We start from the raw sequence: 25,015 nt of genomic DNA on the forward strand, positions 1-25,015 counted from the left end.
TCCGCCTTCGGCAACGGAGGATCCTGGTTTCATGTCAGGCTCCCGATCTTCTGAGATCTGGCGATTGCACGGGCTCCGACCAATTCTCTAGCAGCCGCGACAGATGTTCAGATTGAGCCTTTGCTCGGCCCTTTGCTCGGGTTGGCGTGGCCCCGCTGCGCCGGGCTTCTTCGTATATTTGTTCTTGCCCTCTTCGATCAGAGTGGAAAACCTGGTGGTTCCGTCGTCCGAGATTTCGACGTGAGGTGTGGTGCCTCGAATGCCCATCGTCGCGACCGGCGTTTCGATCTTCATGTCACCGGTCTTCGCAACCTGGCCGGCAACAAAAACGAACGTACCCTTGGTCAGGTTGAAGGCTGTCGAATTGGACTTTCCACCCGGCTCGTAGACGTATTCGTCCAATGTCATGCGGGCGTTGCTCGACAAGTTGAACGAAGTTCCATCGACGAAATTGATGCCGACCCGACTGTCGGCACCGGTTCGAACCACATCGCCCAAATAGACGGGATCACCGACTTTCGTCTGGATGGATTCGGCCCCGACGTTTGCCTGGACAATGGCGGCGCCCGCATGCTCGATGATGACCGAGCCATCGGCTGTCACAACTTTCCCGATTGGCTTTGACGACGAGTCCAGCACGGCGCGCCGCGGAGAATCGTCCTGCGCCTGAACCGGGCGGGGTGACGAAGCGGCCAGCGCAAGGACGAGACCTGCCACGAGAACAATCGTTGCACGAGTGCCCATGGCTTCCTCCTTTTCGAAGATATGATCCTCGAGCATCCGAACGGCTCCGACAGCGCCGACGAAAGCCATCGGGATAATGGCAGACCAACAACAGCAAACCACGACAGCCAAAATGGTTATTCCGGGGTAATCCGAATGGCTGATCGCCGTGTCCAAAAGAGTCACTATCCGCGCCAGGCAATTTCAAACAGCTTTTAGCGCTGAAAGCGGTACCGTCGGGCGAAACGTCAGCAATTCTGCCGTGATCAGCTTGGGCGGAATTCTCAGAAACGACAAGTTTTTAGCGGGCATAGCTGAGGTTGCCGGCACAAAATTGTTCCCGATCGCGTGACGCGGCAAGCCGGCCAAGACGCGGCGGCATAGGGCGACGCCTGAGGCCGACCGCTAGGGCAATCGAGGTTGAAAAATGGCCGTCACGTCCACTGCAGAGCACGGGGGCGAGCGCGAAGCCGCTGCGGGCCTGCATCGCCGCGTGAAGACGGCGAAGAGCAATCCTCCTGATGTACCCGCTATTCAATCTCATGAGCGAGCCTCTGCCGGCCGTTTCGGGATGCTGTCGCTCACGGCATTGCTCTTCTCGATGATCAAAGAGGTCAGGGCCGCAGACCCGAACGCAACGTTCCTGGACGACGATACGATTACATACAAGGACTTTGCACACGGCACGTTCGAGCTCACGACCAAGGAATCAACCCCGCGGCACATCATCGTCGAGGACCCCGGACAAACGGTCGTGCTGAGCAAGGTCGGCTCCGGGCTTACCGTGAATCAGCTCGACAACAGCGCGACCCGCATGGAGGAGTTGCGGGTGGCCCAGCAGGAGGCGCTCGAAAATTTCTCGAAGGGATTTGGCAAGAACGGGTCCGGCACGCCTCCGTTCGTCGAATCTCTGCCGCTGGAGCCGATCAATTTCATAGCGCCCGCGGCGCCAAGCGCACTGCTGCCGTTGCAGCCGATCATCGTCACGGTGCCCGACATCATCACGCCCGTGCGGACGCCGCCGATCTTGAATGTGCAGGCGGGACCGCTTGAACTCGACACGGTCGCGTTCGACGTCTTCGCCGCAACGAGGGGAACCTTCAGCGCCAGCAGCTCCAGCGCCGCGCTGACTTTCGGCATCAGCGGAGGCGCTACGGGCGCTACCGCGCTGGAGGGAGCGATCTACGACGTATCGAAGACCAGCTCTTATGGCACGCTTTATCTGAACAGCTCGACTGGCGCCTATGCCTTCGTTCCCAACAGTGGCGCGATCAACGCGCTGAAGACGCCGACCACCGATAGCTTTGTGATCACCGTGTCCGACGGGTCGCTTTCGGCTCAACAGGCCTTCACGATCAACATCAACGGAGCCGACGACGCGGCGATCATCTCCGGCACGACGACCGGCTTGTCAATCGAATCCGGCGGCGTCGCCAATGCCGCATCCGGCCCACCTGTCACAACCGGCCCAACTGTCACAACCGGCAAGCTTTCGGATATCGACGTCGACGACCCCGCCAACACTTTCTCGGCCGTCAATTCCCCGACGAAGAGTGCACACGGCTACGGCACTTTCACCATGACCGCCGACGGCGTCTGGAGCTACACGCTCGATCAATCCAACAGCGCAGTGCAGGCTCTGAACGTCGGCAAGACGCTGACCGACACCTTCACGGTGACCAGCATCGGCGGGACCCCGCAGTTGATTACCATCACGATCAACGGCTCCAACGACGCTGCCATCATTTCCGGGACGACGACCGGCACCGTGACGGAAGCCGCATGTTGGAAGCCCGGGACTCCGATCGCGACCGGCAAGCTTGCAGATACGGATGTCGACAATACTCCCGACAGCTTCACGCCGGTGACCTCGCCAAGGGCGAGCGACCACGGTTACGGCTGCTTCCGGATGACGGCTGACGGCGTCTGGACCTACACGCTCGATAACACCAATTGCGTCGTCCAGGCGCTGAACGTCTACGACACCCTGACCGACACCTTCACCGTGACCACCATCGACGGCACCGCGCAGGTGGTGACGATCACCATCCACGGCACGAACGATCCGGCCATCATCCACGGCTGCATCACCGGCTCGGTGACCGAGCCCGATTGCAGGGAACACGGCAAGCCGACGGCGAGCGGCAGACTGACTGACACCGACGTCGACAACACGCCGAACACATTCACGCCGGTCACTTGTGCGACCCGGAGCGCGGGCGGCTACGGCGCTTTCACGATGACCGCCGCCGGTGTGTGGACCTACACGCTCGACACCACCAACTGTGCCGTGCAGGCGCTTCCTTCCTGCGAGACTTTGACCGACACCTTCACGGTCACGACCATCGATGGGACGGAACAGACCATAGCCATCACAATCCACGGCGCCGACGATCGCGACCATTTCGGCCACGCGGCAGCTCTCAATGCCGCCGATCCGCCCCACGCCACCGCGCCCCCTGAAGACAATGCGGCTGCGAGAGCCTTTGCCGCCGGTCCGACGGTGGCTGCGAGCACCCATGACGCGAACACGGATGGCATCGGCGCCTCCGGCGAAAGTCCGGATCATGGCAAGATCGGCACAAACGGCGGTCGCGACACCTCTCAGGACGGGCACGAACAGACCCTTCTTGCCGGCGGCTCCAGAGACGATCATTTCGTCTTTGCCTCGACGTCAAATTCCAGTGCAGCGCGCCCTGATATCATCTCTGGCTTCAAGGCAGACTCTGAGCGGAGCGACCTGATAGCGCTCGGCGCGCTCACCCTCTCCGTTCTGGCACTCGACCCCTCCAGCACGACGGTGCCCGCACATACGATCGCCTGGCTCTACGACAGCTCGGCGAACCAGACCATCGTTTACGTCAATCCGACGGATCAAAGCCTGAGCATCGGCGATTCCAGCCTGGTGGAAGTCCATCTCGATGGCTTCTCCACCGTCCAGACGTCGGATTTCATGCTCGCGCTGGAAACGTCGGGTCATGCGATGGCAGCCGCGCCGGCCAATCTGGAACCGGGCGCGGGCAACGACGCGACCGGTAGCCCGACGACGGCGACCAGCCCCTCATCAGGCGAAACCGTCCATGAGCGAGCCGCCCTGATCGACGGAAACGGGCCCGGGCAAGCTGCGAAGGCGAGCGGGTGCACATTCGATGCCGATTGCGAACGGGTTGTCCGGGTCGGGCACACCCAGTTCGTTCAGCCCGACGATACGAACACGCGATCGGACGCGCCCACCGGCGGGAACGTGGCCTCCGCGGTGAGCCACGTGCAGCCCGTCAACCAGCTTCATCCCACGGCAGTCGCGGAGAATAGGTTCGTATTCGACAAGTTGACACCGTTCGACAACGGCAAGGGGATCGCGCCCGTTTCAGAGAGCGTGGCCGCCAAGGACAGCGGCCCGGTCATACCGTCCACGGTCGACCCAAGCATCGAGTCCGGCCCAGACTCCATCGAGACGTCACACCACGAAAATCACTTGCGCGAGCATCATCATGGGGAGCCGATAGCCGAGAACGGCCTTCCTCGAGTTGCTTCGGTTCACCTCGGGGACTCATTTCATTTCAAGCAGCACGGCTCTGACGGTTCGGGTGACATTGCGCCCGTGCCCTGGCACGCGGCGGTCGGACCCTACGCCATCAAGGATGGCGCTTTGCATGGCCACCATTCAGAGCTCAGCGCAGGATGGGACGATCCTTCGGACCCGTCCGGTCAGCACGAACATGCTGGCGTCGTCCACGGATTCAGGGCGGCGTCGATGCCTGAGCCGTCCCCGCCGCATATTGATCCGGCTCACGGCGCAGGCTCGGCTCACGCCCACGTGCCGCACGATCTGATCGTGTGATGTCCGCAGGGCAACTGGATCTTCAGTGTTGTTTTCCGGTGCCATCCGATGCGGCGGCGCCGTCCCGCTCGGGACAAACATCGTCAGTGTCGCCATCCTCTTCTTGCGGCGGCAATGCATGCTGATGGTCAAGCGCGGATGTCCAGGCCAACGTCATCGCCGCGATGAGCAGCCGATTGACGGCTTCGATTGCGCGTTCTGCTACGGACGAGTAATTCATGGCTTCCGCCCGCGCGGCTGATTGCCGATGGCGGGAGCCTAGGACGAACTCTCCAGCACCAGTGTACTCCAGTTCACAGTTGCACGCGTCAACTCATCGCAGCCTCAGAAGATGCCGCTTGCTTCAGCTGCATCTGCAACGCGAGCCGACGAGCTTCGTGCGGCAAAGACATCAAGCTCGCGATCACCCCACTCCCCGGCGCGTTTGATCTGCGTACTTGGTTGCCGAGTAGGCTCGCACAACCTCAGAGGTGTTGCGGTCCATCAACGACTCTGAATCAAATGTGATCATTGCGATGCGAATGCGATTGGTCAACTTTTTTGGGGGAGCAATCAATGAGCGGAGAAGCCAACTGCATTGTATGTAGCCAGGCAAGAGCGGTCGTAGCCGTCTTTCCAATCGCGCGGGGCTATGCACTAAAGGTATACGAGTGTTCCTGCTGCCACAGCACCCTTCATCTCGTGACTCGCACGACGAAGGCTGCGCTGATCAGGCAGCACTGCGAGACCCTCCTTCCCGTCGAGAAGCCGCTGAGCGCGACGGGTCCCAGGGTTCAACAGCGGTTCGCGCACTAGACACGCAAGGCGTCTAGCCGCGTACAGGCCGAACGACCGCGCGATTGCGCGCAGGCTGCCGCAGCCCGCCGCGCCTCCGGAGCCTTCAATTCGGCTTTTGCGTCGGCTTGCCGTCGATCTTGGGGAGATCGCCGGCCGCGGCCGATTGATCGCCGCCACCATTGGCCCGGCGGGCCATCTCGACCGTCAGCCGCTCGGCGGCCTCCGGCGACATCACGCCCATGATGTCCGACATCTTTCGCGGCGCGATCTGCGAGGCGATCTCGATCAGCACGCCCATCTCGAGCCGGTCGAACACCCGCGCGGCATCCTTGGGCTTCATGCCCTCATACATGGTCACGAGGCCCTTCATGCGCTGGGCTTCAGCGGCCTTCTGCTCGGCCTGGGTCGCGGAGATGCGGGATTCCACCGCCTTCATCTCCTCGACCTTGTTTTCGATGCGCTTCTCGGCCGACTTCAGCAGGCTCTCGCGGATGTCGATCTCGCGCTGGCGGGACTCGATCTCCTGGCGGCGTGCCTGCAAGCGCTCCAGGATCGCGCGCTCGGAGGCCGAGACCTGCGGCTGGGCCTCGTCCATCTTGACCACGGTGCCCTCGGGCTTGGTCTCGGGCGCGGCAGGCTTCGGCGCCTCCTTCGGCGCGCCGTGGGTGGATCCCGTGATATCGGGGTCTTCGCGCCCCGTCGGAAAGTTCAGATTCTCCTGCGCCCAGGATTTTTTGATCTGGGTCGGCTGGTAGTCGAAGACATAGCCGCCATTGATCACGAGGCCCACGACCTTGAGCGTGGCGAGCCCTGCGACGGCGACCAGGACGACTGGAATGACGCGGATGTTACGAAAGGATTTCATACCCTGACTTTATGCCGCAAGGCCGTTGGATCGTCGGCGCTCGGAGAAGGCTTCGGCCGCAGCCGCCACCGCCTTCGCCGATGAGGGCTTGGCCGCGGGCACCGCGGCCGCTTCCGGGCTCGCCGCAGGGCGCGCGGCGATCGCGATCTTGGACAGGCGCCGCACCACATTGTCGGCTTCGCCGAGCTGCTTGTAGAGCTGGTCCGACATCTGCGTCGCCGCCGCCAGCTGGCTGCCGAGGTTCTCGTTGACGTCGCGTACCGCGAGCTTCAGCCCGCCAATCGCGCGCTCGGCGATCTCGGTGGCAGTGATCAGCTCGCCGATGACCGCCTTCAGCGAATGCTCGTCCGCCTTCAGCCGCGTCAGCCGCTTGTTGAGCATGACACAGTAGACGATGGTCAGCATCAGCAGGATAGCCACCAGCGTCTCGATCGCCATTCCCAGGGAGTGGTTCATGGGGCCTCCATCATCTTGTTCTGCTCGTCCACCTTCTCGAACATCGCAAGTGTCGTACTTGGCTTGCGCAGGGGTTTCGTCACCCGTATCGCGACGCGGTCGCCGACCCGACCCATCCGCCCCTCGGTCAGGGTGACGTCGCCGCAACGCACGGTCACGTTGGCATCCGCGCGCATGTCGAGCGGCAGGGTGTCGCCGACCTTGAGCCGCATCAGCTGCTTGAGCGGGATTTCGGCCTCGTAGAGCACGGCATCGACCGCGATCTCGGCCTGGTTGATCTCGGTGGCGAAATGGCCCTCCCAGATCGTGTCGCGGCCGAATTTTTCGCCCATGAACATCTGGAGCAGGACGCCCCGGATCGGCTCGATGGTCGCGTAAGGCAGCAGCAGCTCGATGTTGCCGCCGCGATCTTCCATGTCGATGCGCAGGCGCACCAGGATCGCGGCGTTGGCGGGACGGCTGATCGCGGCGAAACGCGGATTGGTCTCGAGCCGGTCGATCGTGAAGGTGACCGGCGACAGCGGCCGGAACGCCTGCTCGGCGTCGACCAGCACCACCTCGACCAGCCGCTTGACCAGCTCGGTCTCGATCGTGGTGTAGGGCCGGCCCTCGATGCGGAGCTGGCTCGCGCCGCGGCGGCCGCCGAGCAGCACGTCGATCATCGAATAGATCAGGCTGGAATCGACCACCGCCATGCCGAAATTTTCCCACTCCTCGGCCTTGAACACCGAGAGAACGGCCGGCAGCGGGATCGAGTTCATGTAGTCGCCGAAGCGCACCGACGTGATGCGGTCGAGCGAGACTTCGACGTTGTCGGAGGTGAAATTGCGCAAGGAGGTCGTCAGCAACCGCACCAGGCGGTCGAAGACGATTTCGAGCATCGGCAGACGCTCGTAGGAGACCATCGCTGAATCGATGATCGCGCGAATGCCGGAATGGTCGTCGAGCGTGACGTCGCCGACCGCGAAGCCGAGAAGATTGTCGATCTCCTCCTGCGACAGCACCCGCTCGCCGGAATTCTTGCCGGCGCCGAGATCGCGGCTGCCGTCCTCGACCATGGCCGCCCATTGCAGGGCCATGGTCTCGGATAGTTCGTTTGCGGCAGCAGCCTTCGCGGCCTCCGCGGGATCCTCGGAATCAAGCGAGGCCTCCCATTGGGCGGCAATTGCATCCTGGTCTGGTTGGTCGGTGCCTGCCATGATCCCTAGCCCGTCATGCTCACTGGATCACGACTTCCTTGAACAGCACCGCGCTGACCTGGATCGGGGAAACCGCCGCATTGACGCGCTTGGTCAGCTCTTCCTTGAGGCGGAAGACGCCGGCGGAGCCGTTGAGGTCGGAGGAGCGCAGCTCGCGCACATAGGTCTGGAAGATGTCGGTGATGCGCGGCATCGTCGGCTTGATCGCCTCGATCTGCTTCTCTTCCTTCAGCTCCAGCACGATCTTGAGCTTGAGATATTGCACGCGTTCACCGGGCGCGCCGGCGAGGTTCACCATGATGTCGGGCACGTCGACGAAGGCCGGTGGCTTCGGCGGCGGCGCCGCCTCGGCGTGATGCTCGTCGTCGCCATGACGGAAGAAGAAGAACCAGGTCGCGGCACCGCCGCCGAGGACGGCGAGCAGACCGACGGCCATGATGATGAGCTTGAGCTTGTTCTTCGGCGGAGCGGCTTCCGCGCCTTCGGCGGCTGCGCCGCCTTCCGCTTCATTGTCTGCCATGGTCGATAGGCTCGCTCATCTCATAAAGGGTCGAAAGAGCGAAGCCTCCTGGCAGACAGTGACGCGATACAAATGCCCCAGCGCAGTGCGCTCCTCTTACACGCAAACGCTACGGTAATAATGGTTAACGGAATCTTTCGATTGGGCCCCCACTAGGAAAAATCTGCCGGGCAAACATGGCTAACAGAACCTTTCTGCCGCCTTCCCGCACCTCTCAAAAATAGACAAGATATTGAAATTACACCATTTTTGGAGTTGGCACGGCTTTCGCTAAGAAAGGACCGAGGCCGGAGGGTTTGGGAGAACCCGGCGGTCTTGTTCACGGGTCGGCCAAGGCGCTTGGGAGAGCGAGGTGGCGGGCTCACTCAGGGGAGATTTCCGATGCAGAACGCGCTTCTGATCGGCTTGTCACGGCAGATGACGTTGGAACGGCAGATGGATGTCATCGCCAACAACGTCGCCAATGCCAACACCAACGGCTTCAAGGCCGACCATTCGCTGTTCGAGGAGTTTCTCAACTCGAACGCGCGTGAGGACAATTTCATCGCGTCCGACCGCCGGGTCTCCTATGTGCAGGACCGCGGCACCTTCCGCGACGTCGGCCAGGGGCCGATGGAGCCGACCAACAACCCGCTCGACATGGCGATCGACGGCAACGCGTTCTTCGCGGTGCAGGCCAATGGCGGCGAACGCTACACCCGCGACGGCAAATTCTCGCTCAACAGCACCGGCCAGCTCGTCACCTCCGACGGCAACCTCGTGCTCGGCACCGGCGGCCCGATCACCTTCCAGCCGACCGACCACGACATCAACGTCGCACCCGACGGCACCGTCACGGTGCTCGAGGGCACCGCCAAGACCGACTCGATCCGCGGCAAGATCCGCATGGCTGCGTTCGACGATCCGGCGAAACTGACCAAGCTCGGCGCCAACCTCTACGACGTAGGCTCCGCGACCCCGCAGGCCATCACCAAGTCGACCGTGCGCCAGGGCTACATCGAGAAGTCCAACGTGAACTCGGTCGGCGAGATGAGCCGCATGGTCGAGGTCATGCGCAGCTACACCGCCATCGCCAACCTGCTTCAGCAGCAGAGCGACCTCCACAAATCGGCGATCGAGAAGCTCGCCGACGTTCCGGCCTGATTAGGGGATCACTGACATGCAAGCGCTCCACACCGCTGCGACCGGAATGGCGGCCCAGGAACTCAACGTCCAGGTCATCTCCAACAACATCGCCAACCTGCGCACCACCGGCTTCAAGAAGCAGACGGCGGCGTTCCAGGACCTGATCTACGAGCACGTCCGCCGCGTCGGCGCGCAGGCCTCGGACCAGGGCACCATCGTGCCTGTCGGCGTCGACATCGGCGGCGGCGTCAAGACCGTCGGCACGCCGCGCAGCATGACGCAGGGCACGCTGTCGCAGACCGGCAACGACCTCGACCTCGCGATCTCGGGCGAAGGCTTCTTCAAGATCCTGATGCCCGACGGCACCTTCCAGTACACCCGCGACGGCACCTTCCAGATGGACAACCAGGGCCGCGTCGTCACCGCGCAGGGCAACCCGGTGCAGCCGACCATCACCATCCCGAACAACGCCTCCGGCCTCGCCGTCAACGAGCAGGGCCAGGTCTCGGTGACGCTGCCGGGTTCGTCGACGTCGGCCGTTCAGGGCCAGATCGGCGTGACCCGCTTCATCAACAAGGCGGGCCTCCAGCCCGTCGGCAACAATCAGTTCGTCGAGACGCCCTCTTCCGGCCCGCCGCAGGACGGCACCGCGAACTCCGAAGGCTACGGCAAGGTCACGCAGGGCAGCCTGGAGCAGGCCAATGTCGACGTTGTCTCGGAGATGAGCGACCTGATCGCTGCGCAGCGCGCCTACGAGATGAACGCCAAGGTCATCAGCGCCGCCGACCAGATGATGCAATCGACCACGGCGTTGTTCCGCTGAGGTAATGACGATGATCCGCACCACCCTCGCCACGATCTCCGCTCTCCTGCTGCTGGCGCTGCCGGCGCAGGCCGCCGACGATTTCATCGCAGCGCCGACGCTGCGCGCGAGCGTCACCGTGACCTCGGACGTGGTGCGGGTCGGCGATCTCATCGACAATGCCGGCTCGGCGGCGCTGATCCCGGTCTACCGCTCGCCCGATCTCGGCACCACCGGCGCGCTGCCGGTCGCACATGTGCTGTCGGTGCTGCGCGCAAAGCAGGTGATCGGCGTGATGACCGGCGACATCAAGGAAGTCCAGGTCAGCCGCCTCGCCCGCACGCTCGCCAACAAGGACCTCGAAACCGCGGTGGCCTCGGCGCTCGAGCGCCGCTTCGGCCTTGGGGAAGCCGCCAACATCGCCGTCACGTTCGACCGCGGCGTCGCCGACATGCGGCTCGACGCCTCCAACACCGGTGCGCTCCAGCCAGTCGCAACCCGCTATGACGCCCGCAACGGCCGTTTCGACATCGCCTTCGAGATCAACAACGACAACAATCCGACGCCGACCAAGCTGCGCTTCACCGGCACCGCGATCGAGACGCTGGAAGTGGCCGTGCTGACGCGCGACATCGACCGCGCCGATCTCCTGAAGTCATCCGACATCACGCTGGAGCGCCGGCCCAAGGCCGAAATCACCGGCGAGCCCGCCTCGCGCGAGCGCACGCTCGGCATGCAGCTCCGCCGGCCGATGCGGGCGGGCATGCCGATCCGCGTCGCCGACATCGTCAAGCCGGACTTCGTGTCGCGCGACCAGAGCGTCACCGTCATCTACCAGGTCCCCGGGATCTACCTCACCACGCGCGGCAAGGCGCTCGAGAGCGGCGCCGACGGCGACACCGTGAGCGTGCTCAATCTCCAGACCAAGCGCACGCTGGCAGGCATTGTCACCGGTCGCGGCCAGGTGACGATCCAGGGCGCGAGCCAGTCCGCGCCGATGGCGCCTGCGGTCGAGCAGACCTCCTCGCTCAAGCGCGACGAAACGCCCACCCCCGCGGCCGCTGCTGCAGCGCTCGCACAGAGCCTGGTCCAGGCCCCCGCGTCTCCTGCTCAGATCGCCCAAGCCCATATTCCGCAAGTTCGGGTCCCGCAAGCTCCAGCCAAGTCAGAGTAAGTTATGTCCAGGTTCAGTTCGGCTTCCCGTCTTCGTCGCGTCGCGATCTCTGGTCTGCTGCTGGCAGTTTGCGCGCTGGCGAGCGGCTGCTCCTCGATCGACCGCCTGTCGCAGATCGGCGAGCAACCGAAATTGTCGGCGATCGACAATCCGACGACGCAGCCCGGCTACAAGCCGGTGCAGATGCCGATGCCGAAGCCGGAAGTCGCCTCCTACAATCCGAACTCATTGTGGCGCAACGGCAGCCGCGCCTTCTTCAAGGACCAGCGCGCGACCCATGTCGGCGACCTCCTGACCGTGACCGTGAACATCACCGACAAGGCCAACATCGCCAACGAGACCCAGCGCAGCCGAACCGCCAAGGAGGATTCGGGGATTACCGATTTCATCGGCAGCAAGACGGTCACGCAGCCGCTCAAGATCCTGCCCGGCCGCCTTCTCACCACCGACTCGACATCCTCCGCCGACGGCAAGGGCTCGGTCAATCGCACGGAGGCCTTGCAGACCAACGTCGCCGCGGTCGTGACCCAGGTGCTGCCGAACGGCAACCTCGTCGTCGAAGGCAAGCAGGAGATCCGCGTCAACTACGAGATCCGCGAACTCATCGTCGCCGGCATCGTCCGCCCCGAAGACATCCAGAGCGACAACACCATCGATTCCAGCAAGATCGCACAGGCCCGCATCGCCTATGGCGGCCGCGGCCAGATCACGGACGTGCAGCAGCCGCGCTACGGTCAGCAGGTCATGGACGTGCTGTTGCCCTTCTAAGCCTCTCCCGAGCTCCCACATCGTGTTCGCGAACCTAGGCGCGAACGACGATGTACTACGCGGCCCTCGCTAGCTCCCCTGGCGAGGGCCGCATGTATTTTGTAAAGCCGATTGGGACGACTGACGGCGGGGATTGCCGTGGGAGCCTCACGTAAACTCCGCCTCCACCACGCCCAGCCCGTCCAGCTCCATCCGCACCTTGTCGCCGGCCTTCAGCCACAGCGTCTTCACCAGGCTCCCCGTCAGCACGAGTTGCCCCGCGTGCAGACCCTTGCCTTCGGCGGCGAGGTGGTTGGCGAGCCAGGCGAGTGCATTGTGGGGATGGCCGAGCACATCGGCGCCGGTGCCGTGGCTGACCTCTTCGCCATTGACGATGGCGCGGCCCTTGACCGCCTTCAGATCCGGCACCGACGAGCGCGGCACCGCCTCACCCAGCACGCAGCCGGCGGCGAAGAAATCGTCGGCGATCAACGTCGGCGCGCCCATCGATTCCCACTTCACATAGCGGTCGTCGACGATCTCGATCGCGGGATGATAGGCCTCGACGGCCTCGCCGACCCATTCGGCCGTGAACGGCGCCTCGCCGGCGGCGAGGTCGCGCTGCAATCGCACCGCGATCTCGCACTCGACGCCGACACGGACATAGTCGGCAGCCGCGAGCTTGGCCCCGCTCTCGTGCACGCCCTTCTGGAACACGCCGCCGCCGCAGGGATGCGGGATGCCGATATAGTCCTGCATCACCTGACTGGTGCAGCCGATCTTGTAGCCGACCAGCGGCCCGACATGCGGCAGCAGCAGATCGTGCAGCGCGCGCTGGACCTGATAGCCCTCGGCTTCGTCGGCCGGCGGATGGTCCAGGGCCGCGAGCGGCGCGCGGTTACGGCGCGCGAGCGCAATCGCCTTTGCGGCTTTGAGAATCTTGTCCATTGGCGCCGGCTCCCACGCTACGCAATTGAGGTCGGCACTTCAGCATTCCCGCCGGGGCGTGACAAGCGCGGGCCAAGGGACGGCCCACGGGGCGCCTCAGCCCTTGACGAGGCCAAGCCGGATCAGGCTTTCGGCCGTCGCGAGGATCGCCTCGTCGTTGGAACGGGCCTGCCAGCCGAGCAGCGACCTCGCCTTGGCGCTGGTGGAATGCCGAACCCTTCCAAGCATCGGCACGACCGCGCGCAGCAGCGGAATCCGGTTGGCGGCCAGCCGCACCAGCCAGTCCGGGGCCTGGAGCCGCGGAACCCGGCGCGCCCTGGGTCCGAGTTCCCGCCGCAGCACCCTGGCGATATCGAGGATCGACATCGTCTCACCGGAGACCGCGATAAAGCGCTCGCCTTTCGCTTCGGGCGCCGTCATCGCGCGCAGGTGCAAATCGGCCACGTCGCGCACGTCGACCACGCCGAAATAGACCCGCGGCACCGCCGGCATGGCGCCGTCGAGCAGCGATTTGACGATCTCGATCGAGCCGGAGAAGTCCGGCCCCAGCACGGGGCCAAAAATGCCGGCGGGATTGACGACGGACAATTCGAGCCCACCGCCCTCGCGCGCAACGAAATCCCAGGCCGCCCGCTCGGCCAGCGTCTTGGATTTGATGTAGGGCTGCACGTCGGCGCCGTCGAGATTGGTCCAGTCGGTCTCGTCGAACGGCCTGTCGCGCGCCGGATGGCCATAGCCGATCGCGCCCAGCGACGAGGTGACGACGGCCCGCCTGACGCCGGCCTCGCGTGCGGCACGCAGCACCCGCAGCGTGCCGTCGCGGGCCGGGATGATCATCTCGTTCTCGTCCTTGGGAACACTGGTCGACAATGGCGAGGCGACATGGAGCACGTAATCGCAGCCGGCGACGGCGTCGCGCCAGCCGTCGTCCGCGGTGAGATCGGCGGTGAAAAAGGACAGGCTTTCCGGCGACGCAGCTCCGCCCTCGTGCAACATCGCGAGCACGTCGGCCTGCCGGTCCGGGCGGCGCACCGTGGTCCGCACCTGATGGCCGGCGGCCAGAAGCTGCAGGACGACATGGACGCCGACGAAGCCGGACCCGCCGGTGACCAGAACCATGCTCATTGCCGAATTCCCCTCATTGCGCGGGCTGGGCGAATTGGTTCCGCCACCCTGCTCAAGGCCGCATCTGGTCACTATCTCCCGGGGAACAAGTAGAATGGATTTCGAGACCGATATGGAAAACCTGACCAGCGTTTGCGACGGCGACTGCGATTGCAGCCCCGACCCTGCCCTGCTCGCCGACTTCAAGCGCGCCATCCATGCACTTGGTGGCAAGTGGAAGCTGGAGATCCTGTTTGCGCTGATGAACGGCGCCGTTCGTTTCGGCGCGTTGCGGCGATCGATCGGCGGCACCACCCAGCACATGCTGCCACGCAGCTGCGCGAGCTCGAGCAGGACGGCCTGGTGTCGCGAACCGTCTTCGCGGAGAAACCCTTAAGAGTCGAGTACGAGTTGACGAATGCGGCCTACGGCCTGTTGCCGGCGTTTAAGGAAATATTGAGCTGGTCCAGGCTTTATGGCGATGCGCGCCTTGTGGCGTCGCAGCAAGCCTGATTGCAGCCGAGCCTGATTGCAGCGATGTGTGAAGCTGCCGGATCGTTGCCTCAGCCTTCGAGTCGATCTCGTTGATGCGACTCGCAAAACCTCCCGCACCTGAAGTGAAGGCTGTTTCTCATCCGAACTTACGTGAGCTCGGAGGAAGTGACTCTAGCCCATTGATCGCGATTCACTTTTCGTGATCGCGCCTGCGCTTATGCGCATCACGGCAAGCGGCAGACAAAATGCTGATCACGGCGCTCAAGCGGCACCGTGAGTCCAAAAACAAAGAGCCGCATCGCTGCGGCTCGGACTCTATTCGTCGCGGTAGACCTTCTCGCGTTTCTCGTGGCGCTCCTGCGCTTCCACCGAGAGCGTCGCGATGGGCCGGGCTTCGAGCCGCTTCAAAGAGATCGGCTCGCCGGTGTCCTCGCAATAGCCGTAGGTGTTGTCCTCGATACGCTGGAGCGCGGCGTCGATCTTGGCGATCAACTTGCGCTGGCGGTCGCGGGCGCGGAGTTCGATGGCGCGGTCGGTTTCGGACGATGCCCGATCGGCGAGATCGGGGTGGTTCACGTTCTCCTCCTGCAGAGCCTGCAGCGTGAGCTTGGACTCTTTGAGGATCTCATCCTTCCAGGCGAGGAGCTTCAAACGGAAGTACTCCTTCTGCCGGTCGTTCATGAAAGGCTCTTTTTCGGTCGGTCGGTAGTTTTTCAACTTTTCCAAGGGCGGCCTATCTGTCTAAGCAACGACTCGCAACGGAACGGGGTCCGTTAAGCCGGGCTTATATAGCGGCCTCCTGTGACAGACAATATTTCCCTGATCGTTCGGTTAGCGCCCCCAAGCCCTTGCACAGGAAGGTTTATCCTGGAGAACCCGGGGGCGGCCGAAGGCCTAGTAACCGACCGTGAAACGCTGCCTCGGATGGGCCGGCCGCTCGATCTCGTCGGCGAGCGCAATGGCGTAGTCGGCGAAGCTGATCCAGCTTTTCCCGTTCGCATCTGCGAGAAGCTGATCGGTCCCGAGCTGGAACTTGCCGGTTCGTTCCCCCTCGATGAAGAGGGCCGACGGCGAGATGAAGGTCCAGTTCAGGTCCTTTTCCTGTCGCAGCAGCTCAAGGAAAGCCCCGCCCGCCTCCGCTTCGGCCTTGTATTGGGCGGGAAAACCGGGGGTTGTAACCAGTTTGACGCCGGGAGCGACTTCCAGGCTGCCGGCACCGCCGACAACGAGGTAGCGACCAACGCCGGACGCCTTCGCCGCGCCGATCAGCTTGAGCGGGTCGCTGGCCAGGAAGTGCACGGAACTCACGGCGACGTCGTGCCCGGCCCACAGCCTGGCAAGGCCGGCCTGGTCGAGCACGTCGCCCTTGGTGGACGTGACGTTCGGCAGGGTCGCGATCTTCTCGGGGTTCCGGGCGATTGCCGTGACGGCATGGCCGCGGCGCGACAGTTCCTTGGTGATCTCCGACCCGGCCCGGCCCGAGGCGCCGGCGACTGCGATTTTCATGGAAGGCTCCTTTGCTTCTTTTGGTAACTATCGGTTACTAGATATCGCAAGGGATGCTGGTGTTAAGAGAGCACTTTGTGCTTACCTGATTACGCAAGAGTAACCGGGACCCGTCACCGGCGCACGAGCCGGCAAGGGGCCAAACGGATCGTGAGGAGTTGACGATGAAGCCAGACGTCTATGCTGCGAACTGCCCCACGCGCCAGATCCTCGACCGCGTCGGCGACAAATGGGCGGTGCTGATCCTGCTGCTGCTGCGCGAGGAGCCGATGCGCTTCAATCAGTTGCGCAGAACGATTGAAGGCATTTCGCAGAAGATGTTGAGCCAGGTTCTCAAGTCGCTCGAGCGCGACGGCCTGATCAAGCGTCACGCCATCGCAACTGTACCGGTGACGGTGGAGTATTCGATCACGCAGCTCGGGGTGACGCTCGCGGCCGCCGTCGATCCCCTGCGCGATTGGGCCGAGCAGAACCTGAAGGACGTGCTCGCCGCCCAGCGCCGCTACGACACGCAGCAGAAGGACGAAGCGGCCTAAGCCTGCCCGGCCTTGGCCAGCTCGACCTCGACGCGCAGCTCGATCTCGGACAGCAGGGAATCCAAACCAGGATCGCCCGAGGATGATTTCAGGTTCGCCGCGGCATCGCGCAGCCGCATCACGGTCGAGGCGTCAAGATTCCCGGACAGTAGTCCCATCTTGAGATCGTCGAGCACGTCGAGCGCGGTCCTGCCACGGGCGACCGAGCGCTTGCGGCGCTCGACCGGATCTTCCTCGATGCCTTGCAGTGCGAGCAGCCCGTCGATGTTCGCGGCGGCCTTCGGTGCGGCAGCGCCCCGCGTCTCCTGCGCCGGCGAGGTGTCGGGCAGCACGAAGGTGCCGGAGCTCGTCCGCCTGGCCTGGCTGGCCGGCGTACCAAGCGTGGTGCCGTTCGGTCCATAGATGCGCATCGCAGGAATCCGGGTGATCGATGCCGTCACCTTCGCCGTCTTATGGTTAACGGCGCGTAAACGGCCCGGCAAAATCTGCCGACAGGCGGCAGTTTCGCTCCTCAGGGAGAACGCTCCCTGACACCGGTGGAAACAGGTTTATTCAACCTATTCAATCGCATAACCCCGCTGCCCCGCGTTGGCACAGCACTCGCAAGGAAAGCGTCGGACCAGCTCGTCATGGGAGTGTCGTGGATGGTCCGAGATGTGAGGAGCCTCGGGGAGCAGAGGATGCCAGGCGTTCGTTGGGTGAGGATTGTTGGGGTGGCCTGCGCCGCGCTGTCAGCGCTGGCGCTCTCGGTCACGTCTGCAAGCGCGACATCGCGCATCAAGGACCTCGCCAATATCGAGGGCGTGCGGCAGAACCAGCTCATCGGCTACGGCCTCGTCGTCGGCCTCAACGGCACCGGCGATACGCTCAACAACATCCCCTTCACCAAGCAGTCGCTGCAAGCGATGCTCGAGCGCATGGGCGTCAACATCCGCGGCGCCACCATCCGCACCGGCAACGTCGCCGCCGTGATGGTCACGGGCAATCTGCCGGCCTTCGCCACCCAGGGCACGCGCATGGACGTCACCGTCTCCGCGCTGGGCGACGCCAAGGATCTGCGCGGCGGCACCCTGCTGGTCACGCCCCTGCTCGGCGCCGACGGCAATGTCTACGCGGTCGGACAGGGCTCGCTCGCGATCTCCGGCTTCCAGGCCGAAGGCGAAGCCGCGAAAATCGTGCGCGGCGTTCCGACCGTCGGCCGCATCGCCAACGGCGCCATCATCGAGCGCGAGATCGAGTTCGCGCTCAATCGGCTGCCGAACGTGCGGCTCGCGCTGCGCAACGCCGACTTCACCACAGCCAAGCGGATCGCGGCTGCGATCAACGACTATCTCGGCGTCAAGACCGCCGAACCGATCGATCCCTCGACGGTGCAGCTTTCGATCCCGCCGGAGTTCAAGGGCAACGTCGTCGCCTTCCTCACCGAGATCGAGCAGCTCCAGGTCGATCCTGATCTCGCCGCCAAGATCGTCATCGACGAACGCAGCGGCATCATCGTGATGGGCCGCGACGTTCGCGTCGCAACCGTCGCGGTGGCGCAAGGCAACCTCACCGTCACCATCTCCGAGAGCCCGCAGGTCAGCCAGCCCAACCCGCTGTCACGCGGGCGCACCGTGGTCACGCCGCGCACCGGCGTCAGCGTCGTCGAGGACGGCAAGAAGTTCGCCGTCGTCAAGGACGGCGTCTCGCTTCAGCAGCTCGTCGACGGCCTCAACGGCCTCGGCATCGGCCCGCGCGACCTCATCAGCATCCTCCAGGCGATCAAGGCCGCCGGCGCGATCGAAGCCGACATCGAGGTGATGTGATGCAGACCAGCATGATCAACACCCCGCACGTCGTCACCTCCTCGGCCTTCTCGGTGGAGAGCCGCAACGGCCGGCCCGACTTCGAGCTCGCCGCCGCGTTGCAGAAGGTCTCGCCGCAGCAGCAAGCCAAGGCGCAGAAGACCGCCACCGATTTCGAGGCGATGTTCCTCAACAGCATGTTCTCGCAGATGACCTCGGGCCTGAAGGGCGAAGGCCCGTTCGGCGACACCCCGGGCACCGGCGTGTGGCGTTCGATGCTGACCGAGCAATATTCCAAGAACTTCGCCAAGGCCGGTGGCGTCGGTGTCGCCACCGAAGTCTACCGCACCCTCATCATGCAGCAGGCGAAAACGATCCGCACGGCATAAGGTCAACCAAGATGAACCATTTCAACGCCTCACGTCAGCCGGTGCAAGCGCAGCGCCCCAACACCGCACCCGGCAACGCCGAGGCGCGCAAGGTCGCGGAGCAGCTGATGGATGCGATGAACGCCCTGCTCGGACTGGTCGAGCGCGAGACCGAGCTCGTCCGCGCCGGCCAGGTCCGCGAAGCGATGACGCTCGAGAGCAAGAAGCAGGAGCTGTCGCGCAACTATGTCAGCGCCGTCAGCGAACTGAAGACGAACCAGGCCCAGCTCGCGAAATCCGCGCCCGAGCTGCTCTCGACGCTGCATCGGCACCACGATGCGTTCCGCGCGATGCTCCAGGTCAATCTCACCGTGCTCGCGACCGCACACGCCGTCTCCGAGAGCGTGGTGCGTGGCGTCAACGCCGAGATCCAGAAGCGCAACGTGCCCAACACCTACACGGCGGCGGGACGCCGCGCGGCTCCAGGCCCACGCCACATCACCCCGCTCGCGGTCAGCCGCTCGCTCTGAGCGTGCGCGAAAACTCCCCGCAATTTTACGAAAAACCGCGCGGCGATATCGTCGCGCGGTTAGGCACGTTTGCTTACCCGGTCTTCAATCCTGGTGTTCCATGGTTGCGTATTGAGAGGGGTTGGGATTTGACTCAGACGAGGCAACCAGGAGGCTGCCATGAGTACAGATTTCAGCATCAGGCCGGTGGGGATACCGGCCCCCGTGCAGATCATAACGACGTCCAATGCGGCGGCGAACGAGGCCGTGCAAACTGATCTGCCGGTGAGCCAGACGGTCGCCGCGAGCGATACGAGCGCGGCTACGCGCAATGATTTGCAGAGCACCAACGACAGCGTTTCACGCCAGGTCGTTTTCAACCAGCCCGCCGCGTCCTTCGTGTTCCAGGTCGTGAACGAAAGGACCGATGCGGTTGTCGATCAGTTTCCGGACGAAGCGATGCTGCGGCGGCGGGCCTATTTCCACGCACTGGACATGAAGTCCGAGCCCCCGCGTCCACTCAGCACCGATCGCAGCGCCTGACGTTTACGCCGCGGGTCGCGACGGCCGTATCGAGGTCGCTCGAACCGGTCGCGTTACGACCGTCCCGAAAGACCGGCGGCGATATTGCGATTGATCTCGATCAGCGGGCGGAAGTGATCGAGCTGCGGGCTCATCAGCAGCGCCGCAGTCTGGCTCAGCACGAACACGCTGATGTTGGCGATCCTCTGCCGAACGTCGAGCGGCTGCGGATTGGTGTCGCGCATCGCCTCGCTCAGGAAGATGGTCCAGAGCTTGCGGTTGAACATCAACGCCTGCGTCGTCTGCTCGTTGAAGGGATCGGCACTGTTGATGGCGTCCTGCAGCTTGTTGGCGGCCTTCAGGAGCGTCTGCGCCTCGATATCGCGAGGAGACGCAGTGGTCGTGGCTACACGCGCGTAGGCCGAAGCAGCAGAACTCGACATCGATCACCCTGGAGGTTTCCTCGCCCGTTGTACAGGCTTAAGGATTTCTTTCCCAACCCTAGGCAGCACCGCTTAAGATTTGCTTACGTGAGAGTGCGGACGAGCTCCGGACAAGTACGGGTCGCGGCATCCACCTTCACCTCAAGGCTAAATCCGAGTGCGCGCACTGTAAACGATTGCATCCATCATGCGCTGATCTGAGCTAATCGACAGTTAGCGATCTCGCTCAAAACAACGGCGAAGCCTAGGCTTCGCCGTTGAATGATTCATCGTGTACGTCAGCGTCGCGGTTAGCGGAGGAGCTGAAGCACGCTCTGCTGCGACTGGTTGGCGAGCGACAGCGCGGAGACTGCGATCGACTGACGCGTCGAGAGCGCCTGGCTGTTGGCCGCTTCCTCGTTGGTGTCCGCAAGCGTCAGGCTCGACGAGCCGGTCTGCAGCACGTTGATCAGGTTCTTGCTGAAGTCCTGACGGATCTGCACGATCGACAGGTTCGAACCGAGCGTCGACGCCTCGGCACGCAGCGTGGTGCTGGCCGAGTTGAGCGAAGTCAGAATAGCGTTCGCCGATTTCGAGTCCAGGAAATCAACGCCCGAGGTCAAGGGAGCAAGGTTGAGGCCGGCGTCGTTGAAGGTGACGCCCTGAATGTTCAGCGTCGAACGCCCGGTTTCGTTGAACACGAGCTTGAGCGTATCGCCGTTCAGCAGATTCACGCCGTTGTAGGAAGAGTCCTGCGCCGTGGTGTTGATTTGCGCGAGCACGTTGTTGTACTGCCCGACCAGATTGGCGCGCGTGGCTTGCGAATCCGGGTCGACGGTGGGCGCCTGCGCGATCAGGCCATAGAAGGGCTGGCCGCTCGCCGCGGCCGTGCCGCCGATTGCGCCGATCGTCGAGGACGCCGAGTCGTTGGAGGTCACGATGTTGAGATGACCGGTCGTGTCGATCGTTGCCTGCAGGTTGTTCGCCGCCAGCGCCGCGTTGAGTTGATTGAGCGTGGAAACCTGCCCGACGCCGGCACCGAAGGTGATGCTGGTGGCGGTGCCGCCGCCGGTCGGACCGATCGTCAACGTCTTGCCGCTGAGCGGGGGCGGAACGCGGGCGGTGGTGCCGGCAGTGAGGCCGAGCGCCGTGAGCACGTTGCCCGAGCCGGAGATCGCCAGATCCTGGCTCGTGCCGGTGCTGAGCACGAGCTTGCCGCCGGAAACTGTCGAGGCCGTGCCCGTACCCGTGATGCCGTCGATCGCGCTCAGTACCGACTGCACCGTGAGTGTGCTGCCCGCACCGATGCCGATCGTGACGTTGCCGAACGAGTCGGTGGTCGAGGTGGTTTGCGCGGTCGAGAAGGTGATCGTCTTGCCGTCGACAGTCAGGACCGAACCGTTGGTGATGGTCGTACCGAGATCGTCCGAACCTGCACCGGCGGTACCGACCAGCTTGGTCGCGCCCGTGATCGGCGCCGCGCCGCTCGTATCGTCATTGTTGACGACGGTGCCGGTGACCGTGTTGTTGGTGTATGCCGTGCCCAGCAGGTTGTTGGCGGTCGCACCGGGGACCGCGGCCGACGTCACGTTGGATTTGGGCGAGTACCCCGTCGGGCTCTGCAGTACCTGGCTGGCGATCGATTTGGCGCTGTCGACCAGCTTTTGCAGCGAGGTGATGCCGGTGTTGGCGGCCTGCAGCACCTGCACGCCGTTGCTGATGCCATCCAGGAGATTGCTGATGTCGCTGGCGCGATTGTCGAGCCCCTGTGCGGTGAAGAAGTTGGTGGGGTTATCAAGCGCCGTGTTCACCTTCTTGCCGGTCGAAAGGCGTCCTTGCGTGGTAGCGAGCAGGTCGGCTGTCGACTGCAGCGACAACAGGTTCTGGCGGACTGATGCCGAGAGAACGATGTTGGACATTGGCAGATCTTCCTCTTGGAGCGCGACGCGTACGGATCGGAGCCCGCCGGTCTGGCAAATGGGCTTTTGTCTAGTTCTAGACGCACTCCTTTAAATTAAGGTTAATGGCGGCTTAAGCCACAGGGTTAACAAGGTATTAACCGGCCAGGGTTCCCTGAAACCCGGCTCACGCCGCGTCACGCGCAAAAAAACGGCGGGGCAAAAGCCCCGCCGTAATGCCTTGTTTGACGATTTTCGTCGCGTATCAGCGCAGGAGCTGCAACACGCTCTGCTGCGACTGGTTGGCCAGCGACAGCGCCGAGACCGCGATCGACTGGCGGGTCGACAGCGCCTGGCTGTTGGCCGCTTCCTCGTTGGTGTCGGCCAGCGTCAGGTTTGACGAACCGGTCTGCAGGACGTTGATCAGGTTCTTGTTGAAGTCCTGACGGATCTGCACGACCGACAGGTTCGAACCCAGCGTCGATGCTTCCGAACGCAGCGTGCTGCTGGCGGCATTGAGCGAGGTCAGGACCTTGTTGGCCGAAGCGTTGTCCAGGAAGTCGGTGCCCGAGGCGAGGGTCGAGATGTTGAGACCCGCGGTGTTGAAGGTCACACCGGTGATGCTCAGCGTCGACTTGCCGGTTTCGTTGAACGTCAGCTTCAGCGTGTCGCCGTTGAGCAGGTTGACGCCGTTGAAGGAGGCATCCTGCGCGGTCGTGTTGATCTGCGCGAGCACGTTGTTGTACTGCGCAACCAAGCCTGCACGCTGCGTCTGCGAGGTCGGATCGGCAACCGGAGCCGCGATGGCAGCGCTGTGGAACGGACCGGTGGCGGTAAAGGCCGAGCCGCCGAGCGTGCCGATCGTCGAGGAGGCCGCGTCGTTCGTGGTCGTGATGGAGATCACGCCGGTCGAGTCGATCGAGGCCTGCAGGTTGTTGGCCGCCAGCGCCGAATTGAGCCCGTTCAGCGTCGAGACCTGGCCGGTGCCGGTGCCGAAGGTGATGCTGGTGGGCGTGCCGCCGCCGGTGGCTGCGATCGTCAGCGTCTGGCCCGAGATGGCGGGCGGGACGCGGGCGGTGGTGCCGGCCGTGAGACCGAGCGCGGCGAGCACGTTGCCCGAACCCGCGATCGTGAGATCCGAGGTCGTGCCGGTGCTCAGCGTGAGCTTACCAGCCGCGACGGTCGAGGCGGTGCCGGTGCCGGTGATGCCGTCGATCGCGCTCAGCACGCTCTGCACCGTCAAGGTGCTGCCCGTGCCGATGCCGATGGTGACGTTGCCGGCGGTGTCGGTGGTCGAAGTGGTCTGCGCGGTCGAGAACGTGATGTTCTTGCCGTTGACCGTCAGGACCGAGCCGTTGGTGATGGCCGTAGCAAGGTCGTCGGACGTCGCGCCCGCGGTGCCAACCAGCTGGGTGGAAGCGGTGATGTTGACCGCAGTGCCGGTGTTGTCGTTCAGCACGGCGGTGCCGGCGACGGTGCTGTTGGTATAAGCGGTACCCAGCAGGTTGCTGGCGGTCGCGCCGGTGATGGCGGTCGAGGTCACGGTCGACTTGGTGGAGTAGCCCGTCGGGCTCTGCAGCACCTGGTTGGCGATCGACTTGGCGCTGTCCACCAGCTTCTGCAGCGAGGTGATGCCGGTGTTGGCTGCCTGGAGAACCTGAACGCCGTTGCCGATGCCATCGAGCAGATTGCCGATGTCGCTGGCGCGGTTATCAAGGCCCTGGGCGGTGAAGAAGTTGGTGGGATTATCCAGAGCCGAGTTCACCTTGCGGCCAGTCGACAGACGGGACTGGGTGGTGGCGAGGAGGTCGGCGGTGGACTGGAGGGAGAGCAGGTTCTGGCGAACCGATGCGGAGAGAACGACGGACATACTGTTACCTTTCTGGTAGCTACGCGTCCTATCTGACCAATTGATCAGACGACCGCCGGACCGTGCGTCCAAGCCTCTAACAATCCGTGAAATGAAACCCGCAGTTTTTCCCGCCGCGACGCCGGAAGCCCCCTTCGAGGCCGCGGCAGACGGCTGGACATGCCGCTATCGGCCTTGAAATTGTTGCATTTTCCGTCCCCGGCGCCGTCGTTTACGACCTGTTAACCATGTTGCGCAAGGATCGGCTCCAAATCACGAACGATCGCCCTCATCGCACGAACGCCGCGACGGATCGTTGTAAAAGGGTTGATGGAGAACAGGCATGGCTCTCAAGGTTGAGCTCAAACCGCACGAACGCATCATCGTCGGCAATTCGGTGATCACCAACACCGACCAGCGCGCCCGCCTCCTGATCGACGGCGACAACGTGCCGATCCTGCGCGAGCGCGACATCCTCACGCCGGAGACCGCCGACACGCCGGCCAAGCTCGTCTATCTCGCGGTCCAGCTCATGTACATCTCGCCGGATCCGCAGAGCCAGCACGGCACCTACTTCAACCTGGTGCGCGACATCGTCACCGCGGTGCCGAGCGCCTGGCCGATCATCGAAAGCATCAACAACAACATCATGAGCGGCGATCTCTACCGGGCGCTGAAGGATGCCCGCAAGCTGATCGCCTATGAAGAGAAGCTGCGGGACCAGTACCAAGCGACGCATCCCAAGGGCGACGTCAGCTCGGCCGCCTGATCGGCACGCATCAACCTGCCCAAATGACAACGGCCCCGGATCATCTCCGGGGCCGTTGTCGTTTCGGCTGCGCTCC

Annotated in this window: 25 protein-coding genes and 1 pseudogene; 12 read left to right on the forward strand and 14 right to left on the reverse strand. The window is 63.7% G+C overall.

All coding sequences use genetic code 11. The annotated features are described in order from the left end of the window. Positions 1-87: 87 nt before the first annotated feature. Positions 88-900, reverse strand: coding sequence for a FecR family protein (locus ABIB95_RS10055; RefSeq protein ID WP_354239016.1), 813 nt, complete (start codon positions 898-900; stop codon positions 88-90). A 250-nt stretch (positions 901-1,150) separates the two neighbouring features. Here ABIB95_RS10055 and ABIB95_RS10060 point away from each other — a divergent pair, with 250 nt between their 5' ends. Continuing rightward, entirely contained in the window at positions 1,151-4,564 is a 3,414-nt protein-coding gene (locus ABIB95_RS10060) for a VCBS domain-containing protein (protein ID WP_354239018.1), read from the forward strand. Between the two features lie 22 nt (positions 4,565-4,586). Here the strand turns inward: ABIB95_RS10060 and ABIB95_RS10065 are convergent, their stop codons facing one another. The 5 genes from ABIB95_RS10065 to fliL all read right to left on the reverse strand — a co-directional run bounded on the left by ABIB95_RS10065 (position 4,587) and on the right by fliL (position 8,381). Further along, on the reverse strand, positions 4,587-4,784 hold the full coding sequence (locus ABIB95_RS10065) for a hypothetical protein (RefSeq protein WP_354239020.1): 198 nt from the start codon (positions 4,782-4,784) through the stop codon (positions 4,587-4,589). 660 nt (positions 4,785-5,444) lie between these two features. Beyond that, positions 5,445-6,206, reverse strand: a complete 762-nt coding sequence (locus ABIB95_RS10070; RefSeq protein WP_354239022.1) for a MotE family protein — start codon at positions 6,204-6,206, stop codon at positions 5,445-5,447. 9 nt (positions 6,207-6,215) lie between these two features. Further along, positions 6,216-6,662 (reverse strand): DUF6468 domain-containing protein, encoded by a 447-nt coding sequence (locus ABIB95_RS10075; protein WP_063982280.1) that lies wholly within the window; start codon positions 6,660-6,662, stop codon positions 6,216-6,218. After that, the gene (gene fliM / locus ABIB95_RS10080) at positions 6,659-7,861 is read right to left on the reverse strand and encodes a flagellar motor switch protein FliM (protein ID WP_063982279.1); all 1,203 of its coding nucleotides are present in this window, start codon (positions 7,859-7,861) and stop codon (positions 6,659-6,661) included. The genes ABIB95_RS10075 and fliM overlap by 4 nt, the downstream gene beginning before the upstream one ends. 19 nt (positions 7,862-7,880) lie before the next feature. After that, a complete protein-coding gene (gene fliL / locus ABIB95_RS10085) occupies positions 7,881-8,381 on the reverse strand; it encodes a flagellar basal body-associated protein FliL (protein WP_085405903.1) in 501 nt (166 codons plus the stop codon). A gap of 381 nt (positions 8,382-8,762) precedes the next feature. Here fliL and flgF point away from each other — a divergent pair, with 381 nt between their 5' ends. The 4 genes from flgF to flgH are packed head-to-tail and all read left to right on the forward strand — an operon-like array spanning position 8,763 to position 12,250. Further along, positions 8,763-9,524, forward strand: a complete 762-nt coding sequence (gene flgF / locus ABIB95_RS10090; protein WP_071912210.1) for a flagellar basal-body rod protein FlgF — start codon at positions 8,763-8,765, stop codon at positions 9,522-9,524. A gap of 16 nt (positions 9,525-9,540) precedes the next feature. After that, positions 9,541-10,329 carry a flagellar basal-body rod protein FlgG gene (flgG, locus tag ABIB95_RS10095; RefSeq protein WP_014494004.1) on the forward strand — a complete coding sequence of 263 codons (789 nt, stop codon included), beginning with the start codon at positions 9,541-9,543 and terminating at the stop codon, positions 10,327-10,329. A gap of 10 nt (positions 10,330-10,339) precedes the next feature. Further along, positions 10,340-11,482: a flagellar basal body P-ring formation chaperone FlgA gene (gene flgA, locus ABIB95_RS10100; protein ID WP_354239025.1), complete on the forward strand. Its 1,143-nt coding sequence runs from the start codon at positions 10,340-10,342 to the stop codon at positions 11,480-11,482. A 3-nt stretch (positions 11,483-11,485) separates the two neighbouring features. Beyond that, positions 11,486-12,250, forward strand: coding sequence for a flagellar basal body L-ring protein FlgH (gene flgH, locus ABIB95_RS10105; RefSeq protein WP_063982276.1), 765 nt, complete (start codon positions 11,486-11,488; stop codon positions 12,248-12,250). A gap of 147 nt (positions 12,251-12,397) precedes the next feature. Here flgH and ABIB95_RS10110 read toward each other — a convergent pair whose 3' ends face one another. Both ABIB95_RS10110 and ABIB95_RS10115 read right to left on the reverse strand, forming a co-directional pair. Then, positions 12,398-13,177: a 2-keto-4-pentenoate hydratase gene (locus ABIB95_RS10110; protein ID WP_354114870.1), complete on the reverse strand. Its 780-nt coding sequence runs from the start codon at positions 13,175-13,177 to the stop codon at positions 12,398-12,400. Positions 13,178-13,273: 96 nt separating this feature from the next. Further along, positions 13,274-14,302, reverse strand: a complete 1,029-nt coding sequence (locus tag ABIB95_RS10115; RefSeq protein ID WP_354239027.1) for an SDR family oxidoreductase — start codon at positions 14,300-14,302, stop codon at positions 13,274-13,276. Between the two features lie 94 nt (positions 14,303-14,396). Here ABIB95_RS10115 and ABIB95_RS10120 point away from each other — a divergent pair. After that, positions 14,397-14,794 (forward strand): annotated as a pseudogene (locus ABIB95_RS10120) (winged helix-turn-helix transcriptional regulator). Between the two features lie 297 nt (positions 14,795-15,091). Here ABIB95_RS10120 and dksA read toward each other — a convergent pair. Next, entirely contained in the window at positions 15,092-15,457 is a 366-nt protein-coding gene (gene dksA, locus ABIB95_RS10125) for an RNA polymerase-binding protein DksA (protein WP_008554760.1), read from the reverse strand. A 213-nt stretch (positions 15,458-15,670) separates the two neighbouring features. Beyond that, the gene (locus tag ABIB95_RS10130; RefSeq protein WP_354239029.1) at positions 15,671-16,282 is read right to left on the reverse strand and encodes an NAD(P)-dependent oxidoreductase; all 612 of its coding nucleotides are present in this window, start codon (positions 16,280-16,282) and stop codon (positions 15,671-15,673) included. 164 nt (positions 16,283-16,446) lie between these two features. On the opposite strand from ABIB95_RS10130, the gene ABIB95_RS10135 reads away from it, so the two are divergent. Further along, positions 16,447-16,818, forward strand: coding sequence for a winged helix-turn-helix transcriptional regulator (locus tag ABIB95_RS10135; protein ID WP_071912203.1), 372 nt, complete (start codon positions 16,447-16,449; stop codon positions 16,816-16,818). Here the strand turns inward: ABIB95_RS10135 and ABIB95_RS10140 are convergent. Continuing rightward, entirely contained in the window at positions 16,815-17,228 is a 414-nt protein-coding gene (locus ABIB95_RS10140; RefSeq protein ID WP_354239032.1) for a flagellar assembly protein FliX, read from the reverse strand. The genes ABIB95_RS10135 and ABIB95_RS10140 overlap by 4 nt on opposite strands. Before the next feature lie 270 nt (positions 17,229-17,498). Here ABIB95_RS10140 and ABIB95_RS10145 point away from each other — a divergent pair, with 270 nt between their 5' ends. From ABIB95_RS10145 to ABIB95_RS10160, 4 genes are all read left to right on the forward strand, one after another. Continuing rightward, on the forward strand, positions 17,499-18,623 hold the full coding sequence (locus ABIB95_RS10145; RefSeq protein ID WP_028148517.1) for a flagellar basal body P-ring protein FlgI: 1,125 nt from the start codon (positions 17,499-17,501) through the stop codon (positions 18,621-18,623). Beyond that, positions 18,623-18,991 carry a flagellar assembly peptidoglycan hydrolase FlgJ gene (gene flgJ, locus ABIB95_RS10150; protein WP_212489498.1) on the forward strand — a complete coding sequence of 123 codons (369 nt, stop codon included), beginning with the start codon at positions 18,623-18,625 and terminating at the stop codon, positions 18,989-18,991. The genes ABIB95_RS10145 and flgJ overlap by 1 nt, the downstream gene beginning before the upstream one ends. Positions 18,992-19,002: 11 nt before the next feature. Further along, positions 19,003-19,500, forward strand: coding sequence for a hypothetical protein (locus tag ABIB95_RS10155; RefSeq protein WP_028158316.1), 498 nt, complete (start codon positions 19,003-19,005; stop codon positions 19,498-19,500). 159 nt (positions 19,501-19,659) lie between these two features. Next, a complete protein-coding gene (locus tag ABIB95_RS10160) occupies positions 19,660-20,022 on the forward strand; it encodes a hypothetical protein (RefSeq protein ID WP_354239035.1) in 363 nt (120 codons plus the stop codon). 53 nt (positions 20,023-20,075) lie between these two features. On the opposite strand, the gene flaF is transcribed toward ABIB95_RS10160, so the two are convergent. The 3 genes from flaF to ABIB95_RS10175 form a co-directional block, all read right to left on the reverse strand. Then, complete coding sequence (gene flaF, locus ABIB95_RS10165; protein WP_014493991.1) at positions 20,076-20,444, reverse strand: flagellar biosynthesis regulator FlaF; 369 nt, start codon at positions 20,442-20,444, stop codon at positions 20,076-20,078. Positions 20,445-20,734: 290 nt separating this feature from the next. Beyond that, complete coding sequence (locus ABIB95_RS10170; protein ID WP_071912196.1) at positions 20,735-22,342, reverse strand: flagellin N-terminal helical domain-containing protein; 1,608 nt, start codon at positions 22,340-22,342, stop codon at positions 20,735-20,737. A gap of 244 nt (positions 22,343-22,586) precedes the next feature. Then, positions 22,587-24,191: a DUF1522 domain-containing protein gene (locus ABIB95_RS10175; protein ID WP_063982267.1), complete on the reverse strand. Its 1,605-nt coding sequence runs from the start codon at positions 24,189-24,191 to the stop codon at positions 22,587-22,589. Positions 24,192-24,513: 322 nt separating this feature from the next. On the opposite strand from ABIB95_RS10175, the gene flbT reads away from it, so the two are divergent. Beyond that, positions 24,514-24,939: a flagellar biosynthesis repressor FlbT gene (gene flbT / locus ABIB95_RS10180; protein WP_071912194.1), complete on the forward strand. Its 426-nt coding sequence runs from the start codon at positions 24,514-24,516 to the stop codon at positions 24,937-24,939. The last annotated feature ends 76 nt before the right edge of the window (positions 24,940-25,015 follow it).

Source organism: Bradyrhizobium sp. LA2.1 (assembly GCF_040547725.1).
Classification (GTDB): domain Bacteria; phylum Pseudomonadota; class Alphaproteobacteria; order Rhizobiales; family Xanthobacteraceae; genus Bradyrhizobium; species Bradyrhizobium barranii.

Excerpts from the sequence above, each read along its gene's own strand:
- ABIB95_RS10060 (WP_354239018.1), top strand. The coding sequence starts at position 1,151 with ATGGCCGTCACGTCCACTGCAGAGCACGGGGGCGAGCGCGAAGCCGCT.
- ABIB95_RS10065 (WP_354239020.1), bottom strand. The coding sequence starts at position 4,784 with ATGAATTACTCGTCCGTAGCAGAACGCGCAATCGAAGCCGTCAATCGG.
- ABIB95_RS10070 (WP_354239022.1), bottom strand. The coding sequence starts at position 6,206 with ATGAAATCCTTTCGTAACATCCGCGTCATTCCAGTCGTCCTGGTCGCC.
- ABIB95_RS10075 (WP_063982280.1), bottom strand. The coding sequence starts at position 6,662 with ATGAACCACTCCCTGGGAATGGCGATCGAGACGCTGGTGGCTATCCTG.
- fliM (WP_063982279.1), bottom strand. The coding sequence starts at position 7,861 with ATGGCAGGCACCGACCAACCAGACCAGGATGCAATTGCCGCCCAATGG.
- fliL (WP_085405903.1), bottom strand. The coding sequence starts at position 8,381 with ATGGCAGACAATGAAGCGGAAGGCGGCGCAGCCGCCGAAGGCGCGGAA.
- flgF (WP_071912210.1), top strand. The coding sequence starts at position 8,763 with ATGCAGAACGCGCTTCTGATCGGCTTGTCACGGCAGATGACGTTGGAA.
- flgG (WP_014494004.1), top strand. The coding sequence starts at position 9,541 with ATGCAAGCGCTCCACACCGCTGCGACCGGAATGGCGGCCCAGGAACTC.
- flgA (WP_354239025.1), top strand. The coding sequence starts at position 10,340 with ATGATCCGCACCACCCTCGCCACGATCTCCGCTCTCCTGCTGCTGGCG.
- flgH (WP_063982276.1), top strand. The coding sequence starts at position 11,486 with ATGTCCAGGTTCAGTTCGGCTTCCCGTCTTCGTCGCGTCGCGATCTCT.
- ABIB95_RS10110 (WP_354114870.1), bottom strand. The coding sequence starts at position 13,177 with ATGGACAAGATTCTCAAAGCCGCAAAGGCGATTGCGCTCGCGCGCCGT.
- ABIB95_RS10115 (WP_354239027.1), bottom strand. The coding sequence starts at position 14,302 with ATGAGCATGGTTCTGGTCACCGGCGGGTCCGGCTTCGTCGGCGTCCAT.
- dksA (WP_008554760.1), bottom strand. The coding sequence starts at position 15,457 with ATGAACGACCGGCAGAAGGAGTACTTCCGTTTGAAGCTCCTCGCCTGG.
- ABIB95_RS10130 (WP_354239029.1), bottom strand. The coding sequence starts at position 16,282 with ATGAAAATCGCAGTCGCCGGCGCCTCGGGCCGGGCCGGGTCGGAGATC.
- ABIB95_RS10135 (WP_071912203.1), top strand. The coding sequence starts at position 16,447 with ATGAAGCCAGACGTCTATGCTGCGAACTGCCCCACGCGCCAGATCCTC.
- ABIB95_RS10140 (WP_354239032.1), bottom strand. The coding sequence starts at position 17,228 with ATGCGCATCTATGGACCGAACGGCACCACGCTTGGTACGCCGGCCAGC.
- ABIB95_RS10145 (WP_028148517.1), top strand. The coding sequence starts at position 17,499 with ATGCCAGGCGTTCGTTGGGTGAGGATTGTTGGGGTGGCCTGCGCCGCG.
- flgJ (WP_212489498.1), top strand. The coding sequence starts at position 18,623 with ATGCAGACCAGCATGATCAACACCCCGCACGTCGTCACCTCCTCGGCC.
- ABIB95_RS10155 (WP_028158316.1), top strand. The coding sequence starts at position 19,003 with ATGAACCATTTCAACGCCTCACGTCAGCCGGTGCAAGCGCAGCGCCCC.
- ABIB95_RS10160 (WP_354239035.1), top strand. The coding sequence starts at position 19,660 with ATGAGTACAGATTTCAGCATCAGGCCGGTGGGGATACCGGCCCCCGTG.
- flaF (WP_014493991.1), bottom strand. The coding sequence starts at position 20,444 with ATGTCGAGTTCTGCTGCTTCGGCCTACGCGCGTGTAGCCACGACCACT.
- ABIB95_RS10170 (WP_071912196.1), bottom strand. The coding sequence starts at position 22,342 with ATGTCCAACATCGTTCTCTCGGCATCAGTCCGCCAGAACCTGTTGTCG.
- ABIB95_RS10175 (WP_063982267.1), bottom strand. The coding sequence starts at position 24,191 with ATGTCCGTCGTTCTCTCCGCATCGGTTCGCCAGAACCTGCTCTCCCTC.
- flbT (WP_071912194.1), top strand. The coding sequence starts at position 24,514 with ATGGCTCTCAAGGTTGAGCTCAAACCGCACGAACGCATCATCGTCGGC.